Here is a 14,388-nt window from a genome sequence, read left to right on the forward strand (position 1 = left end):
AATTTTGGCTTACAAAACGGGGATGTGGTTGACTTGCCCGGTGGGTCGACGATCAGCTTCCCCGCTCGCCAGCGGCGGTGAGGTCCTCCAGCTCATCCGGTCCGGTGAGGCGGTGACCAGGGCCGACATCGGCAGGATCACCGGTCTGTCCCGCCCGGCGGTGGCGCTGCGCGTCGCCGGGCTGCTCGACCACGGCCTGGTGGTCGAGCGCACCGACGGGCCCTCCACCGGCGGGCGCCCACCGGCGCGGCTCGCCTTCAACGCCGCGGGCGGGGTCGTCCTGGTCGCCTCGCTCGGCGCCAGCCGCGCCCAGATCGCCCTGTGCGACCTGGACGGGCGCGAGCTGGCCCGCACCGACCTGGAGATCGACGTCGAGCGCGGGCCCGACGTGGTGCTCCCCCTGCTCATGGACGTGTGGGCCGACCAGCTGGACGGGCGGCCGATGTCGGCGGTCAAGGGCGTCGGGCTCGGCGTCCCGGCCACGGTGGAGTTCGCCGCGGGCCGCACCGAGAGCGCCCGGGTCATGGCGAGCTGGACCGGCGTGGTGATCCCGCCGCGCATCGCCGCCCGCTACCCGGTGCCGGTGTTCGTGGACAACGACGTCAACGTCATCGCCATGGGCGAGTACCGCAAGGCGTACGCGCGCGAGGTCTCCGACCTGCTGTTCGTCAAGGTGTCCACCCGCATCGGCGCCGGGGTGATCGCCGGCGGCGAGATCCTGCGCGGCGCGCTCGGCGCGGCGGGGGAGATCGGCCACATCCCGGTGTGGGACGGCGGGGGAGTGCTGTGCCGGTGCGGCAACGTCGACTGCGTCGACTCGGTGGCGAGCGGGACGGCGATCCTGCGCGACCTGCGGGCGCGCGGGCGCGAGGTCAGCACGCTCGCCGACGTGGTCACGCTCGTGCGCGCCGGGGACGCCGAGACGATGACCGTCGTGCGCAGGGCCGGGCGGCTGCTCGGCGAGGTGGTGGCCGGCGCGGTCAACCTGCTCAACCCGGCCGTGGTCGTGCTCGGCGGCGACGTGGCCGAGCGGTTCCAGCCCCTGGTCTCCGGCGTGCGGGAGGTCGTCTACCGGCGCTCGACCGCGCTGTCCACCCGGAGCCTGCGCATCGAGCGCAGCCTGCTCGGCCCGAGCGCGGGCATCACCGGCTGCGCCCTCATGGTGATCGACCACATCCTGGCGCCGGACGCCGTCGACGCCGCCCTCGGCGTGGTCACCCCGGTCACGGTCTAGTTCAGGGTGGCGGCGTCCTCGCGGACGATGGGCAGGGCCGCGCGCAGGGCCGCGATCTCCGCGCGCAGCGCGGCGAGCTCACGGGCCACGTCCGCCTGCGCCTGAACGGACGGCTGAACGGGGGCCTCCGCAGCGGCGGCCTCGGCGTCCTCGCGGCGCTCGCGCTGGTGCTCCTCCTCCAGGGCGCTCACCACCACGGCGATGAACAGGTTCAGCACGACGAACGTGCAGATCAGCACGAATATCACGAAGAACACCCACGACGAGGGGTGCTGCTCCATGACCTTGCGGTTGATGTCGGACCACCCGTCGCCGGTCATCGTCTGGAACAGCGTGAACAGCGACGTCGGCAGGTCGCCGAAGTACTCCGGCGCGCCGGCGCCGTACAGCTTGGTGCCCATCACCGAGGCCACGTAGAGCACCAGCGCGAGCAGGGCGGCGATGGACGTCATGCCGGGGATGGCCGTGAGCAGCGCGGACACCACCCGGCGCAGGCTCGGCACCACCGAGATCAGCCGCAGCGCCCGCAGGATGCGCAGCGCGCGCAGCACCGACAACTCGCCCGCCGCGGGCAGCAGGGACACCGCGACGATCACCGTGTCGAACAGGTTCCACGGGTCCCGGAAGAACCGGGCCCGGTAGACGTAGATCTTGACCAGCAGCTCGGCGACGAACACGTACAGCGCGATGTGGTCCACCACGTGCAACGGCGTGGCGTAGGAGGCCATCACCCGCGGTGAGGTCTCCAGGCCCAGCGTCGCCGCGTTGAGCACGATGACGGAGATGATCAGGCGCTGGAATCCCGTCGATTCAAGGACATGACGGACACGATCACGCATGAGGATGAGCACTCCAGGAGCCGGCTGATCAGGATGCGCAAGATCCTAGAGTCTGCGCGGACGCACCTGTGTCCGGATCGCCGTCCTCGTCCGGATTCACGGCGCCCCACCGCGCCGGTTCTTGGAATGATCTGGGAACCATGGCGTGGACCGCGCGGAAAACGGCACGTGCCGGGCGGCGGCTTTCGGCCCGCGCGCCCACCTCACAGAGACCTCCCAGAACCTCTCCGGCGCCCTTCAGGCGTGTGGCCCAGGCTCTCCGCCATGAGGGACCACCACGCGAAGGGAGATCGATGATCGAGGTAATGGGACTCAGCAAGCGCTATGGCCCCGTGACGGCGGTGGACGGCCTGACGTTTGACGTCCGGCCGGGCGTCGTCACCGGCTTCCTCGGTCCGAACGGGGCGGGCAAGACGACCACCATGCGCATGATCCTGGGACTCGACACGCCGAGCGGTGGCCACGCCCGGGTGCTCGGCGCCCGGTACGCCGATCTGCCGGAGCCGATGCGCGCGGTCGGCGCGCTGCTCGACGCCGGAGCCGTGCACCCGCGCAGGACCGCCCGCGACCATCTGATGTGCCTCGCACTGAACAACCGGATATCCCGCGGGCGCGTCGAGGAGGTGCTCCAGCTCACCGGGCTGGCACCGGTGGCGCGGCGCGCCGCCGGGAGGTTCTCCCTCGGCATGAGCCAGCGCCTGGGCATCGCCGCCGCACTGCTCGGCGACCCGGCCGTGCTCGTCTTCGACGAGCCGGTGAACGGGCTCGACCCCGAAGGCATCGTGTGGATCCGCACCCTGATGCGCGATCTGGCCGCCGAGGGGCGCACGGTCCTGGTGTCCAGCCATCTGATGGCCGAGATGGCGCTCACCGCCGACCACCTGATCGTCATCGGGCGCGGCCGGCTGATCGCCGACGTCGCCGTCGAGGCGTTCATGCGGTCCGGCGAGGTCCGTGTCCGCACCCCCGGCGCCGCGGACTTCGCCCGTGCCCTGAGCGCGTCCGGGGCCGCCGTGCGGCCGCAGGGCGCTGACGGCCTGCTCGTGAGCGGGATGGCGGCCGAGGACATCGGCCGGATGGCGGCGGCCGCGAGCGTGACCCTGTACGAGCTCACGCCGCTGCGGGCCTCACTGGAGGAGGCGTTCATGGAGCTGACGCGCGACGACGTCGAGTACGGGGTGGCTCGGTGAGCGGGCCGCGGCGGAACGGCGGGGTGGCCGTGCGAGAAGCGATGAGCGGGCGGCGGGATCCCGGTACGGTGCGGCAGCGGTTCGGCGACGTGCTGAGGTCGGAGTGGGCCAAGGCGCGCACCATGCGGTCCACCTGGTACACCGTGCTCGCCGCCGTGGCGGTCGGCGCGCTGTTCGGCGCCATGTTCGCGGGCGCGGGGGCTCGCGAGTACGTGACGGCGACGGCGGCGGAACGCGCGGAGTTCGATCCCTTCGGCATGGCCTTCCGCGGACTGTTCTTCGTACAGATCATCTTCGGATACCTGGGGATGCGCAGCGTGACGGTCGAATACGGGGTGAGGACGCTGCCGGCGAGTCTCGTCGCGGTGCCGCGGCGGGGCCGCCTGCTGGCCGCCAAGGCGGTGGTCTGCTCCGTCATGGCCTTCGTCGCCGGCGAGGCGGCGGCGCTGTCGGTCTATCTCACCGGCAGGGCCGTGCTGACCGCCCGGGGAGTGCCCGTCTACGACCTCGGACAGCCGGGCGTGGCGCGGGCGATGCTGGGCGTGGGGATCCTCATGGCGACGATGAGCCTGTTCGGGCTCGCGCTCGGGTTCCTGCTGCGGGCCACCTCCGGCGGGCTCACGGTCCTGGTCGCCATCACCGCCCTGATACCGGCGATGGCGCCCACCTTCCCCGCCTGGCTGGCGTCCTTCGTGGTGAAGTACTGGCCGGCGCAGGCGGGAGGGCGGCTGGTGAGCGTGCGCGAGCAGTCCGGCCTGCTGGCACCCTGGACCGGGTACGCGGTGTTCTGCGGGTACGTCGCCGTCGCCCTGCTCGCCGCCTTCGCCATCTTCCGGAGACGGGACGCCTGAGGCCCGTCGGCCGCAGGCGAGTGGCGCGGCCGCCGGTCGGCGGAGACAGGAGGCGGAGATGGAGCGGGATGGGCAGGTGCCGGGCGAGCGGCGGCGAGAGCGGCTGCTGGTCGTGGACGACGAGCCCACGGTGCGCGAGCTGCTGTCGGCGACCCTGCGCTTCGCGGGCTTCGCCGTCACCTCGGCCGCCACCGGGGCCGAGGCCCTCGACGCGGCGCGCGACCAGCCGCCCGACCTGGTGCTCCTCGATGTGATGTTGCCCGATCTGGATGGGTTCGAGGTCGTGCGGCGCCTGCGCGACCTCGTCCGGCCGCCGGTCCCCGTCCTGTTCCTCACCGCCCGCGACTCGCCGGCCGACAAGGTGACCGGCCTGACACTCGGCGGGGACGACTACGTCACCAAGCCGTTCGACCTGGAGGAGCTGATCGCGCGCATCAAGGCGATATTGCGCCGCACCGGTTCGCCCGGCGCCCACACGCTGGTCATCGGCGACCTGGAGGTCGACCCGGAGGGACACCACGTCACGCGGGCGGGGCGGCCCGTGCGGCTGTCGCCCACCGAGTTCCGGCTGCTGTGCTACCTGGCGGCGAACGCGGGGAGGGTCGTGTCGAAGGCGCGCATCCTCGACCACGTGTGGCAGTACGACTTCGCCGGAGACGCGAGCATCGTCGACACCTACGTCAGTTACCTGCGCCGCAAGCTCGACTCCGCCGGCCCCAAGCTGCTGCACACCATCCACGGGGTGGGCTACGTGCTCCGCGAGCCCCGATGACGTCCGCACGCGGCCGGCGCGCGGGCGGCGCGGACCCGGTGAGCGTGCCGGGCCGGCTCGGGCGGATGTCTTTGCGCGCGCGGCTGCTGCTCATCACCAGCGTCCTGCTGGCGGCGGGGCTCGCGCTCGGCGGGTCCATCGTGATCGGCCTGCTCCGCGCCAACCTGGTCGACCGCGTCGACCGCCAGTTGCACGCGCTCGCCGGCCTGGCCGCGATCCTGCCGGCGGGTCTCCCCGCGGGACTCCCGGGCGCGGGTACGGGCCAGGACGGGGCGGGAGCGCTGGGCGGGCGGGCGCTCGCGGCCGGCTTCGACCTGATCACCGAGATCTACGTCGCCGACCTCGCCGGCGACGGCACGGTCCGGAGCGGCACCCGCATTCCGGGCGGCCCGGCGGCCGGTGGGCCCGTTCTGCCGGTTCTCGACACCGCGGCGGTCGCGCGATACGGACGGCGGGCGTTCGAGGCCGGGGGCCTGGACGGCACCGGACGATGGCGCGTGATCGCCATGCCGCGCCCGGCGGCGCGGACGCCCGGGGGAGCCGCGCCGCCCGGGGACGGCGCCATCGTCGTGGCCGCGTCGCTCGATGCCGTCTCGGCCACGGTCGGCCGGCTGCGCGCGGCCTTCTTCGTGACGGGGGCGGCATTGCTGGCCCTGCTCACGCTGTGCGGCTGGTTCGCGATCCGGGCAGGACTGCGCCCGCTGCGCCGCATCGAGGACACCGCGGCCGCCATCGCCTCGGGAGACCTCACCCGGCGCGTTCCCGACGCCGCCGGGCCGGCCACCGAGATCGGCCGCCTGTCGGCCTCGCTCAACGGCATGCTCGCCCAGATCGAGCGGGCCTTCGCCGCGCGGGCCGACTCCGAGGCGCGGCTGCGGCGCTTCGTCGCCGACGTCGGCCACGAGCTGCGCACCCCGCTGTTCGGCATCAAAGGATTCTCCGAGCTGTACCGGATGGGAGGCCTCAGCGACGTGGGGCCCGCCATGGCCCGCATCGAGAGCGAGTCCGGCCGCCTGGCCGGCCTCGTCGACGACCTGATGCTGCTCGCGCGGCTGGACGAGGGCGGGGAGGCGCTGCCCCTCGACCTGGCGCCGATGGACCTGCGGACCCTGGCCGCCGACGCGCGCCTGGACCTCAGGGCGCTCGCCCCCGACCGGCCGGTCGAGCTGACCGGCCCCGCAGGTGGCACGCCCGCCTCGGCGCCGGTGCTCGGCGATGAGTCGCGCCTGCGCCAGGTGGTGAGCAACCTGGTGGGCAACGTCGTCGCGCACACGCCCGCCGGCACCCGCGTGCGCGTCGGCGTGGGAACCGCGGGCGCCGAGGCGGTGCTGGTGATCGAGGACGACGGGCCCGGCCTGACCCCCGAACAGGCCGCCCGGGCGTTCGACCGGTTCTACCGCGCGGACGCCTCGCGAAGCAGGTCGGGTAGCGGAGGGGTGGGCCTCGGCCTCGCCATCGCGCAGTCGCTGGCGGCGGCGCACGGCGGCCGCGTCACCCTGCGCACCACCCCCGGCCACGGTGCCACGTTCACGCTGGTGCTTCCTCTGGCCCGCTGAACCCCGCCACGCGCGGTCACCTCACGGCCGCACCCTCCGCATGAGCGCGCCCTGGGAGACCGGCTCAGCGCGGCGGGCCGTACGGCTCGATCGGCGGGTCGGAGAAGGGGCCGCCGCCGGGCGGGGCGACGCGCCGGCCGGCGTCCTCGGTCACCCTGAGCGCGTACAGGCCTTGCTCGGGGGCGAGGAGCACCAGGCCGTAGGCGGTGTCCACCTCGTCCTCGCCCAGCCCGAGCCGGCGCATCGCCTCCTCGAGCGTCGCCTCCGCCGGCGGCAGCTCCACGGTGATCAGGACCATGCCGCCCACGTTACGCGCCCGCCTGCGGCCCGCACACGAACGCCCCTCAGGCTCGCAGGCGCTCCTCCCGGCGACGCAGCGCCGCGAGGAGCGCCGCGGTGTCGGCGATGCCGTACCCGTAGTCGTAGTCGAAGCCCACGGTGCTGCGGTCCTCGGCGGTGCGGTGCATCAGCGTGCGCAACTGGGACGGGGTGAGCCGCGAGGCGGGCCAGCGGGTGCGGATCGCCGCGACCAGCCCGGCGGCCACCGGGCAGGCGGCCGAGGTGCCCGAGTCGGGCACGTCATCGCCGAACGCCTTGGACCCGGCGAAGTGCGTGTAGGAGCAGACGTCGGGCTTGCGGTCGCTGAGCCGTCCCGGGCCCTGCGAGGAGTACCCGACCCGCTCGCCGTTGGTGTCCACTCCGCCGATCGACAGCACCTGGGGGTGGGAGTTCGCCCCGACGATGGGGCGGCCGGGGAAGGCGCACCGGCGGTCCTTGCACTCGGTGCCGCAGTTGCCCGCCGCGAACAGGATGTCCGCCCCCGCCTGCTCCAGGCTGCCCACGATGATGTTGAACGGGTGGGCGGCGCTGTCGGAGTAGTTGCCCGCCACCCCGGGCGGCAGGTCCCACAGCGGGGAGAACGAGCCCCAGCTGTTGCTCACGACCAGGGCGCGGGAGGCCGCGGGCTGGGCGTCCAGGACGGTGCGCAGGTGGGCGAACGCCGCCACCGCGTCCGACAGCAGGCCGTCCATGACGGTGCCGCCCTGCCGGCGCGACAGCAGGATCGGCACGTCGACCAGCGAGGCGCGCGGCGCCGCGATCAGCGTGTCGAACGCGCACATCGTGCCGTGGTCCACGGCGAACTCGCCGGGCTTGCCGGACACCCCGGCCGGGACGAAGCTCCGCTCGGCGTCCACGGTGACGTCCCGGCCGAGGTGCTCGGTGACGTGCGCCGCGTTGACGCCGGTGTCGCACACCGCCAGCGCCACCCCCGACCCGTCGTACCCGCCGGCGCGCAGCTCGGGCACCCGCAGCAGGCGCTCGACGTCCTGCCAGGTGCCGACCGGCGGGCTGCCGCCGCAGGTGAGGCTGGTCTCGATCAGCGGGTCGGCGTAGACCGCGATCACGTCCCTGACCCGGCCGGGCAGCAGTGCCATGCGCGCGGAGCCCTCGTCGTCGGAGATCTCGCCGCGCACCAGCACCGACGCCTCCTCCGGCGCCATGGAGAACACCAGCGGCTGGTGCAGCGACAGCGGGTCGCCGCCAGGGGCGGCGGGCCGGGCGCGGGGGAGGGCGACGGGGGCGAAGGAGTGGTCCAGCACGACGCCGGGGAGGTCGTCGGTGACGTCGGCGGTCGTGGCGGCGAGATCGGGGGCCGCCACGGCGGCGACGACGTCGGGGGAGGGACGGAGCTGGATGAGGACCCGCATGAGGCACCCCTTGAGATCGCGAAGTCGGGACCTCACCACGGTGCTGTATGCGCCGCGACCCCGTCCACCAGCAGAAATGCCGTGTCACCTGGCAATATTCGCTATTTCCCGCAATCCGCCGCCGGATTTTTCCGCCGCTTCCGCTCTCCGGGGACATGGACCCTCGCCTCGGTCACCGCCGGGCGCTCCGCTCTTTCGAAGGAAGCCGGGCCGTCGCCCGGGTGTGCACGGCGGCGGCCGGCGACGTGGTGCGGACGGGAATCGTGGAAGCCTTCCGCTGAAGGGCCGGGGTTGACTACGTTGAGACCCGTGATCGCCGAGGTAGAGACCCCCTCCCGTCCCGGACCCGGTCCCGCGGGAGAGCACTGGATGCCCGTCCGCCCGCGCCTGGTGGTGGCCAGCGCCTTCATGCTCTTCCTGGAGCTGGCGCTGATCAGGTGGACCGGATCCAACATCGTCCACCTCAGCTACTTCACCAACTTCGTGCTGCTCGGCTCGTTCCTCGGCATCGGGCTGGGCTTCCTGCGGGTCGGCCGCAGCACCAGGCAGCCGTACTACTCGCCGGTCGTCCTCGCGGCCCTGGTGCTGATCGTCTTCTACTTCCCGGTCACCGTGGACCGGCAGGCCGAGGGCGTGCTGTACTTCACCAGCCTGTCCACCAGCGGCCCGCCCGCCTGGGCCATCCTCCCGGTGATCTTCGCCGCCGCGGCGCTGGTCCTGATGGGCCCGGCCGAGCTGGTCGGCCGCTGCTTCCCCGAGCTGCCGCGCCTGGAGGCCTACCGCTATGACCTGATCGGCAGCCTGACCGGCATCGCCATGTTCTCGCTGCTGTCGCTGGCGAGCGCGCCGCCGGTCGCCTGGGGCCTGATCGCCGCCTGCGCGTACGGCGTCCTGCTGCGCCCCCGCTCGCTCGGCCGTTACCTGGGATTGGTGACCTTCCCGTCCCTGGTGGTCGTCGCGGCGCTCGCCGTCGAGTCCTTCGCCGCCGGCGCGCTCTGGTCGCCCTACTACAAGGTCACCTACCAGCAGCACTCGTTCAACGGCGTGCCCATCATGGACATCGCGGTGAACGGCATCCCGCACCAGCAGGCGATCCCCGCGGCCAACCGGCTGGAGTGGGAGCGGCAGTACGCCCTGCCCTACGAGCGCGCGGCCGCGGCGGGACACCTGGACGACGTGCTGATCGTCGGCGCCGGCAGCGGCACCGACGTGGCCATCGCGCTGTCCAAGGGCGCCAAGCGCGTCGACGCGGTCGAGATCGACCCCAAGCTGAGGGAGCTGGGCGGCGCCTTCCACCCCGACCGGCCGTATGACGACCCGCGGGTCACCACGCACATCACCGACGGCCGCGCCTTCCTGGAGCGCACCGGCAAGAAGTACGACCTCATCCTGTTCGCCCTGCCCGACTCGCTCACCCTGGTGTCCGGGGCCAGCTCGCTGCGCCTGGAGAGCTACCTGTTCACCGAGGAGTCCATGCGCGCCGCGCGTGACCACCTCAAGCCCGGCGGGGCGTTCTCGATGTACAACTACTACCGCGAGCAGTGGCTCGTCGACCGGCTGGCCTCGACCGCGCAGCAGGCGTTCGGGCACAAGCCGTGCGTCGACCAGGTCGGCGCCGGGCAGCAGGCCGTGATCACCGCCGGGGTCACCGCGGACGCCCAGCGCTGCGGCGGCGAGTGGGCCGGGGCCGCGGCGGGCACCCCGCCCCCGGCCGTGGACGACCGCCCCTTCCTCTACCTGCACGGGCGTGACATCCCGTCCATCTACCTCATCGCGCTCGGCCTGATCCTGGCGGTCAGCGTCATCGCGGTGCGCGCGGTCGCCGGGCCGTTCCGCAGGATGCGCCCCTACGCCGACCTGTTCCTGCTCGGGGTGTCGTTCCTGCTGCTGGAGACCAAGAACGTCACCGGGTTCGCCCTGCTGTTCGGCACCACCTGGGTGGTCAACGCCGTGGTGTTCGCCGGGGTGCTGGTGGCGGTGCTGGCCGCGGTGGAGGTGACCCGGCGCTTCCGCACGCCGCCGCTGCCCGTCATGTACGCCATCCTGCTCGGCGGGCTCGTGCTGGCCGCGCTCGTGCCCAACGCGTGGCTGCTCGGGCTGCCGGTGCCGCTGCGCGCGGTGTGCGCGGTGGTCGTCGCGTTCCTGCCGATCTTCGCGGCGAACGTCGTCTTCGCCAAGCGGTTCGCCGACACCGCCGACGCCACCGTGGCCTTCGGCGCGAACCTGCTCGGCGCGATCCTCGGCGGCTGCCTGGAGTATCTGTCCCTGGTCATCGGCTACGAGGGCCTGCTGGTCGTCGCCGGACTGCTGTACCTCGGCGCCTTCGCCCTGCTGCCCCGCACCGCCCGGGCCCTGTAACCTCTCGCCCGCCTGCCCGGCGCGTCCACGCCGGCGGCCCCGCACCTGCCGGTGCGGGGCCGCCGAGGTGCTGCGCGTCGACGCAGGTCAGAAGCCGCAGGCCTCCTTGAGGGTCTTGGCGGCGCTCCTGCTCTGGCGGTTCGGTGTCGGAGTCTCGACCGGCGTGGCGGTCGGCGCGGGGCGCGACGCGGACGGCGTCGCCGAGGAGCCCGCGCCGCTCGGGAGCGCGCTCGCGGGCACACCCGGCGTGCCCACGCCGGCCGAGGAGGTCGCACCGGGAGTGGCCCCCAGGGCCACCGCCCTGGTCGCGGCGCGCTCGGACTCCTTGACCGCCTGCTGGCTGAGCCTGCGGATCTTCACCCAGTCCGCGGCGCCCGGCCAGACGAGGGGCGGCACGAACTGCAGGCTGGTCGTCCTGGCGTCCTTGACCTTCAGCGCCAGCGGCACCAGGTGCTCCAGCAGGTCGCGGGGGATGTCGGTGCGGAACAGGTGCCGCGTCGCCTGGGCGATCTTGCCGAAGTTCGCGAGCACGACGCTCGGGGTCGCCTGGTCCAGCAGCGCGCCCATCACGCAGCGCTGGCGCGACATGCGGGAGAAGTCGTCGCTGTCGACGCGCGAGCGGCCGTACCAGAGCACGTGCTCGCCGTCCAGCCGCTGGTAGCCCGCCTTGATGACGCCCGCGGTGCCGTAGTGGCCGCCCCACTTGATGTCCCGCTCGACCCGGATCTTCAGCCCGCCGATCGCGTCGATGAGCGCGGCGAAGCCGTACATGTCGACGATCGCGTAGTAGTCGATCTTGAGGCCGAGGGTGTGCCCGATGGCGTTCTTCAGCTCCTGCGGGCCCTTGCCCTTGCCCAGGTGGTCCTCGGCGTACTGCCACACCTCGTTGAGCAGGCCCTGCCCGGAGTCTCCGGTGAAGCCGTTCGGGAAGCGGGCGGCCAGCGGGTCGCCCTTGGGGAAGTGCACGAACTGCAGGTTGCGCGGCAGGCTGAACATGACCGAGTTGCCGGTCCGGACGTCGACGCTGGCCACGGTCATGCTGTCGGTGCGCACGCCGGTGCGGTTGCCCGCGGCGTCGCCGCCGATGAGCAGGAAGTTGACCCGGCGCCGGCCGTTCCACGGGTCCTCCTGCTTGACCGGGGCGACCGTGGTGCCCGGCACCGGCTGGAAGATCGCGTTGGTGGTGTCCCGCACCGTCATCACGCTCGTCGCGGTCAGCGCGAACGGCGCCATCACGCCCACGCACAGCACGCCGACCATGATGCCCGAGACCACCTGGCCGCTCTGCGGCAGCCGGTCGGGGCCGAGCGCGATGTAGGAGGTGATGACCAGCGCGAACCACGCCAGCGCGCCGGCCGCCGCCGCGACCGCGATCGTCGCCCAGGTACCGTCCTTGACGGCGAGGCCGAGGTTGTACCGGACGACCACGGTGAAGACGACGCCGGCCACCAGCAGGGCGCCGAAGACGCCGAGCAGGACGAACCCCACCCGCCGCTGCCCGGCCCGCAGGTGCGCGGCGCCGGGGACGACGATGGACAGCAGGGTCCAGGCGAGGATGGAACCGGTCGTAAGCGGCTTGGCGAAGCGCGGGGCGGGCCCGCGCTCCTTGGCCGGCCGCTGCGGCTCGTCCGGACCGGCCGGACTCACCGCGGTCTTCTCTCCGGCCGGGGCCCTGCGCGGCTCGGGGGAGCGCGGCGAGCCCGGCCCGCCGCCCTCGGGGCGGGGGCCGCGCGGGCCCTTCCCCGATCCGGGACCCGCGGCGGGCCGTGCCCGGCCGTCTCCCGGCGCGGGACGCTTGCGGGCCTCTTGCGGCGCCGTCGCCGGTGCCCGGTCCTGGGCCGGACGTCCCTGGTCCTGCGGTGACGAGGGACGCTTCCGGTCCTGTTCCGGAGCCGGACGGCCTTGGTCCTGTCGCGGCGCGGGACGACCCTGGCCCCGCCCGGCCACCGGACGTGCCTGGTCCTGTCCCGGAGCGGGCCGTCCTTGGCGCTGTCCGGAAGTGGGACGTCCCTGGCCCGTGCCGGGTGCGGGACGCCCGCGGCCTTCTCCGGCGCCCGGGCGTTCCCGGCCCTCGCCGTCCGGACGTCCCCGGCCCTCCTGGGAAGGCGAGGGCCGGCCGCGGTCCTGGTCGGGAGCCGGCGGCTCGGAGCCGTCTCCTTGTGCGGGTTGGCCGGAGCCGTCCCCGCCCGCCTCTCCCGGGGTACGGCCAGGCGTGGTCACACGTGCTCCCTCATGACGCTTCGGAATCCTGCCGCCAACCAGGAGAAACCCATCGGTTGGCCCCCGCCGGTTCACGGATTTCCAGGATTCTAGCCCCCATACCTGGACATCACCGACGCAAACCCAATTTTAGGGAATCGGTCCGTAACAAGTGGCTGAACGCCCGCCGTCGCCGGCCCTAGGAGGTCGAGGACGCCGAGGCCAGCCAGGTGTTGCACTGGAACGCCTTGCTCCGCTCGTATCCCTGCCGGAACCAGCGCCCGCTGTTGGGCGGGCTGCCGTGGTCGCGTGGGTACCCCGGCCAGTCGCCGACATTGGAGAAGAAGGAGAACAGCGTGTTGCGCCGGGCCGGTGGGATCGGGTACGAGGCCGCCACCGACCGCATCCACATGCCGCTGAAGCAGTTGGCCTGCAACTCGTACCTCCGGCTCAGCGCGAGCCTGCCGCTCTGGCCGCGGGAGTTGAGCGTCTTGCTCCACCAGGAGCCGGCCAGCCCGGACAGCTGCTGCACGTGGTGGCCGTACTCGTGCGCCATCATGCCGATGATCGCGCCGTGCCAGCTCGACAGCGAGCCGTACCCCCGCTGGTTCCCCCTGCCCCGGGACATCGCCGAGGTCGAGGCGTAGATCGTCATGTTGCGCGGGCAGTAGTAGGGCACGATGCTTCCCCGCTGCGGGAAGTCCCCGCACGCGCCCCGCCCTCCGCGCGCCGTGATGGCGTAACCGGGCGGGGTGAAGCCGATGCCGACCCGCCGCAGCCCCGCCGACCAGGTGCGGTTCATGCACTGCCCGGTCTTCAGGATCAGCGACCTCAGCTGCGCGTCGTTGAAGACGTTGGTCGAGGCGGCGCGGCAGGCGGTGCGCGGCAGGGTGCCCACCCGGTAGACCGTGTTCCCGGTCAGGCTGGTGTCGAGCCGCGGCCGGGTGGTCGTGGTGCCGGTGTCGGAGGATCCCGAGGTGCCCGTGGAGGTTCTGGTGGGCGCCGGCCTGCTCGGCCGGGAGGTGACGGTCGGGAACGGCTTCGGCGTGTAGGGCGTGAAGGTGGGCACCGTGAACGTGGGGATCGCGATCGGGGAGGGCGGGTCGGGGCGGCGGGCCTCCTTCAGCAGGGCCGAACCGACCACCAGCAGCACGAAGACGGCGGCGACCACACCGAACAGGCCGCCGACGATCGCCGCGCCGCTGGAGCCGCGCTTCGGCGGCCGGCCCGGCGCGTACGGGGCGTAGGGCCGCTGCGGCGGGACCGGTGGCGGCGCCCAGCCCGGCCCGGCGGGCGGCCGATGCGGGGCCCCGCCACCCGGATACGGCCCGCCGGGACCTCCCGGCGGCGGGCCGGGGTGGTAAGTGCCGCCGCCCGGCGGGTACGGTGCCTGGCCGCCTCCCGGCGGGTAGGACGCGCCGGGAGGCGGGGCGCCCGGGCCTGGATACGGTGCGCGGGGCCCTCCTCCCGGCGGAGGCGGGGGCGCCTGGTGCGGCGGTCCCTGTGGAGGCGGGGCGCCCGGCCCCTGCGGCTGGTACGGCCGCCGGTAGGGCTGCCTCGGCCCCGGCGGAGGCGGGACGGGCGCGGGGGAGGAGCCCGGTGCGGGAGGCGCGCCCTGCGGATACCCCGGGGCGTACGCCTGCGGCGGATATCCGGGTGGCGGCTGCCCGTGCCCGGGGC

Annotated in this window: 11 protein-coding genes; 6 read left to right on the forward strand and 5 right to left on the reverse strand. The window is 73.5% G+C overall.

Annotation, left to right across the window (positions count from 1 at the left end; translation table 11 throughout):
• Positions 1-40: 40 nt before the first annotated feature.
• Positions 41-1,234, forward strand: a complete 1,194-nt coding sequence (locus IEY93_RS19625) for an ROK family transcriptional regulator (RefSeq protein ID WP_229691283.1) — start codon at positions 41-43, stop codon at positions 1,232-1,234.
• On the opposite strand, the gene IEY93_RS19630 is transcribed toward IEY93_RS19625, so the two are convergent.
• Positions 1,231-2,073, reverse strand: coding sequence for an ion transporter (locus IEY93_RS19630; RefSeq protein WP_189164545.1), 843 nt, complete (start codon positions 2,071-2,073; stop codon positions 1,231-1,233). The genes IEY93_RS19625 and IEY93_RS19630 overlap by 4 nt on opposite strands.
• A gap of 293 nt (positions 2,074-2,366) precedes the next feature.
• On the opposite strand from IEY93_RS19630, the gene IEY93_RS19635 reads away from it, so the two are divergent.
• Genes IEY93_RS19635 through IEY93_RS19650 form a run of 4 tightly spaced genes read left to right on the forward strand, consistent with a single transcriptional unit; the run spans position 2,367 to position 6,442 of the window.
• On the forward strand, positions 2,367-3,263 hold the full coding sequence (locus tag IEY93_RS19635; protein ID WP_189164546.1) for an ABC transporter ATP-binding protein: 897 nt from the start codon (positions 2,367-2,369) through the stop codon (positions 3,261-3,263).
• A gap of 41 nt (positions 3,264-3,304) precedes the next feature.
• Complete coding sequence (locus IEY93_RS19640; protein ID WP_189164547.1) at positions 3,305-4,114, forward strand: ABC transporter permease; 810 nt, start codon at positions 3,305-3,307, stop codon at positions 4,112-4,114.
• Between the two features lie 58 nt (positions 4,115-4,172).
• Positions 4,173-4,886 (forward strand): response regulator transcription factor, encoded by a 714-nt coding sequence (locus tag IEY93_RS19645; RefSeq protein ID WP_189164548.1) that lies wholly within the window; start codon positions 4,173-4,175, stop codon positions 4,884-4,886.
• Positions 4,883-6,442 (forward strand): sensor histidine kinase, encoded by a 1,560-nt coding sequence (locus IEY93_RS19650; RefSeq protein WP_203968746.1) that lies wholly within the window; start codon positions 4,883-4,885, stop codon positions 6,440-6,442. Before IEY93_RS19645 ends, IEY93_RS19650 begins: the two co-directional genes overlap by 4 nt.
• Before the next feature lie 64 nt (positions 6,443-6,506).
• On the opposite strand, the gene IEY93_RS19655 is transcribed toward IEY93_RS19650, so the two are convergent.
• Together IEY93_RS19655 and IEY93_RS19660 are read right to left on the reverse strand one after the other, a co-directional pair.
• Positions 6,507-6,740 (reverse strand): hypothetical protein, encoded by a 234-nt coding sequence (locus tag IEY93_RS19655; protein ID WP_189164549.1) that lies wholly within the window; start codon positions 6,738-6,740, stop codon positions 6,507-6,509.
• A gap of 46 nt (positions 6,741-6,786) precedes the next feature.
• A complete protein-coding gene (locus IEY93_RS19660; protein WP_189164550.1) occupies positions 6,787-8,151 on the reverse strand; it encodes a S8 family peptidase in 1,365 nt (454 codons plus the stop codon).
• A gap of 309 nt (positions 8,152-8,460) precedes the next feature.
• On the opposite strand from IEY93_RS19660, the gene IEY93_RS19665 reads away from it, so the two are divergent.
• A complete protein-coding gene (locus IEY93_RS19665; protein WP_229691284.1) occupies positions 8,461-10,509 on the forward strand; it encodes a spermine/spermidine synthase domain-containing protein in 2,049 nt (682 codons plus the stop codon).
• Positions 10,510-10,596: 87 nt separating this feature from the next.
• On the opposite strand, the gene IEY93_RS19670 is transcribed toward IEY93_RS19665, so the two are convergent.
• Both IEY93_RS19670 and IEY93_RS19675 read right to left on the reverse strand, forming a co-directional pair.
• Positions 10,597-12,156, reverse strand: coding sequence for an LCP family protein (locus IEY93_RS19670; RefSeq protein ID WP_189164551.1), 1,560 nt, complete (start codon positions 12,154-12,156; stop codon positions 10,597-10,599).
• A 751-nt stretch (positions 12,157-12,907) separates the two neighbouring features.
• Entirely contained in the window at positions 12,908-13,879 is a 972-nt protein-coding gene (locus tag IEY93_RS19675; protein WP_229691285.1) for a neutral zinc metallopeptidase, read from the reverse strand.
• Between the last annotated feature and the right edge of the window lie 509 nt (positions 13,880-14,388).

The sequence above is a fragment of the Sphaerisporangium melleum genome, from assembly GCF_014646695.1.
GTDB lineage: Bacteria > Actinomycetota > Actinomycetes > Streptosporangiales > Streptosporangiaceae > Sphaerisporangium > Sphaerisporangium melleum.

Bases quoted from the DNA above. Each gene is read 5' to 3' on its own strand.
- IEY93_RS19630 (WP_189164545.1), bottom strand. From the start codon at position 2,073: ATGCGTGATCGTGTCCGTCATGTCCTTGAATCGACGGGATTCCAGCGC.
- IEY93_RS19635 (WP_189164546.1), top strand. From the start codon at position 2,367: ATGATCGAGGTAATGGGACTCAGCAAGCGCTATGGCCCCGTGACGGCG.
- IEY93_RS19640 (WP_189164547.1), top strand. From the start codon at position 3,305: ATGAGCGGGCGGCGGGATCCCGGTACGGTGCGGCAGCGGTTCGGCGAC.
- IEY93_RS19645 (WP_189164548.1), top strand. From the start codon at position 4,173: ATGGAGCGGGATGGGCAGGTGCCGGGCGAGCGGCGGCGAGAGCGGCTG.
- IEY93_RS19650 (WP_203968746.1), top strand. From the start codon at position 4,883: ATGACGTCCGCACGCGGCCGGCGCGCGGGCGGCGCGGACCCGGTGAGC.
- IEY93_RS19655 (WP_189164549.1), bottom strand. From the start codon at position 6,740: ATGGTCCTGATCACCGTGGAGCTGCCGCCGGCGGAGGCGACGCTCGAG.
- IEY93_RS19660 (WP_189164550.1), bottom strand. From the start codon at position 8,151: ATGCGGGTCCTCATCCAGCTCCGTCCCTCCCCCGACGTCGTCGCCGCC.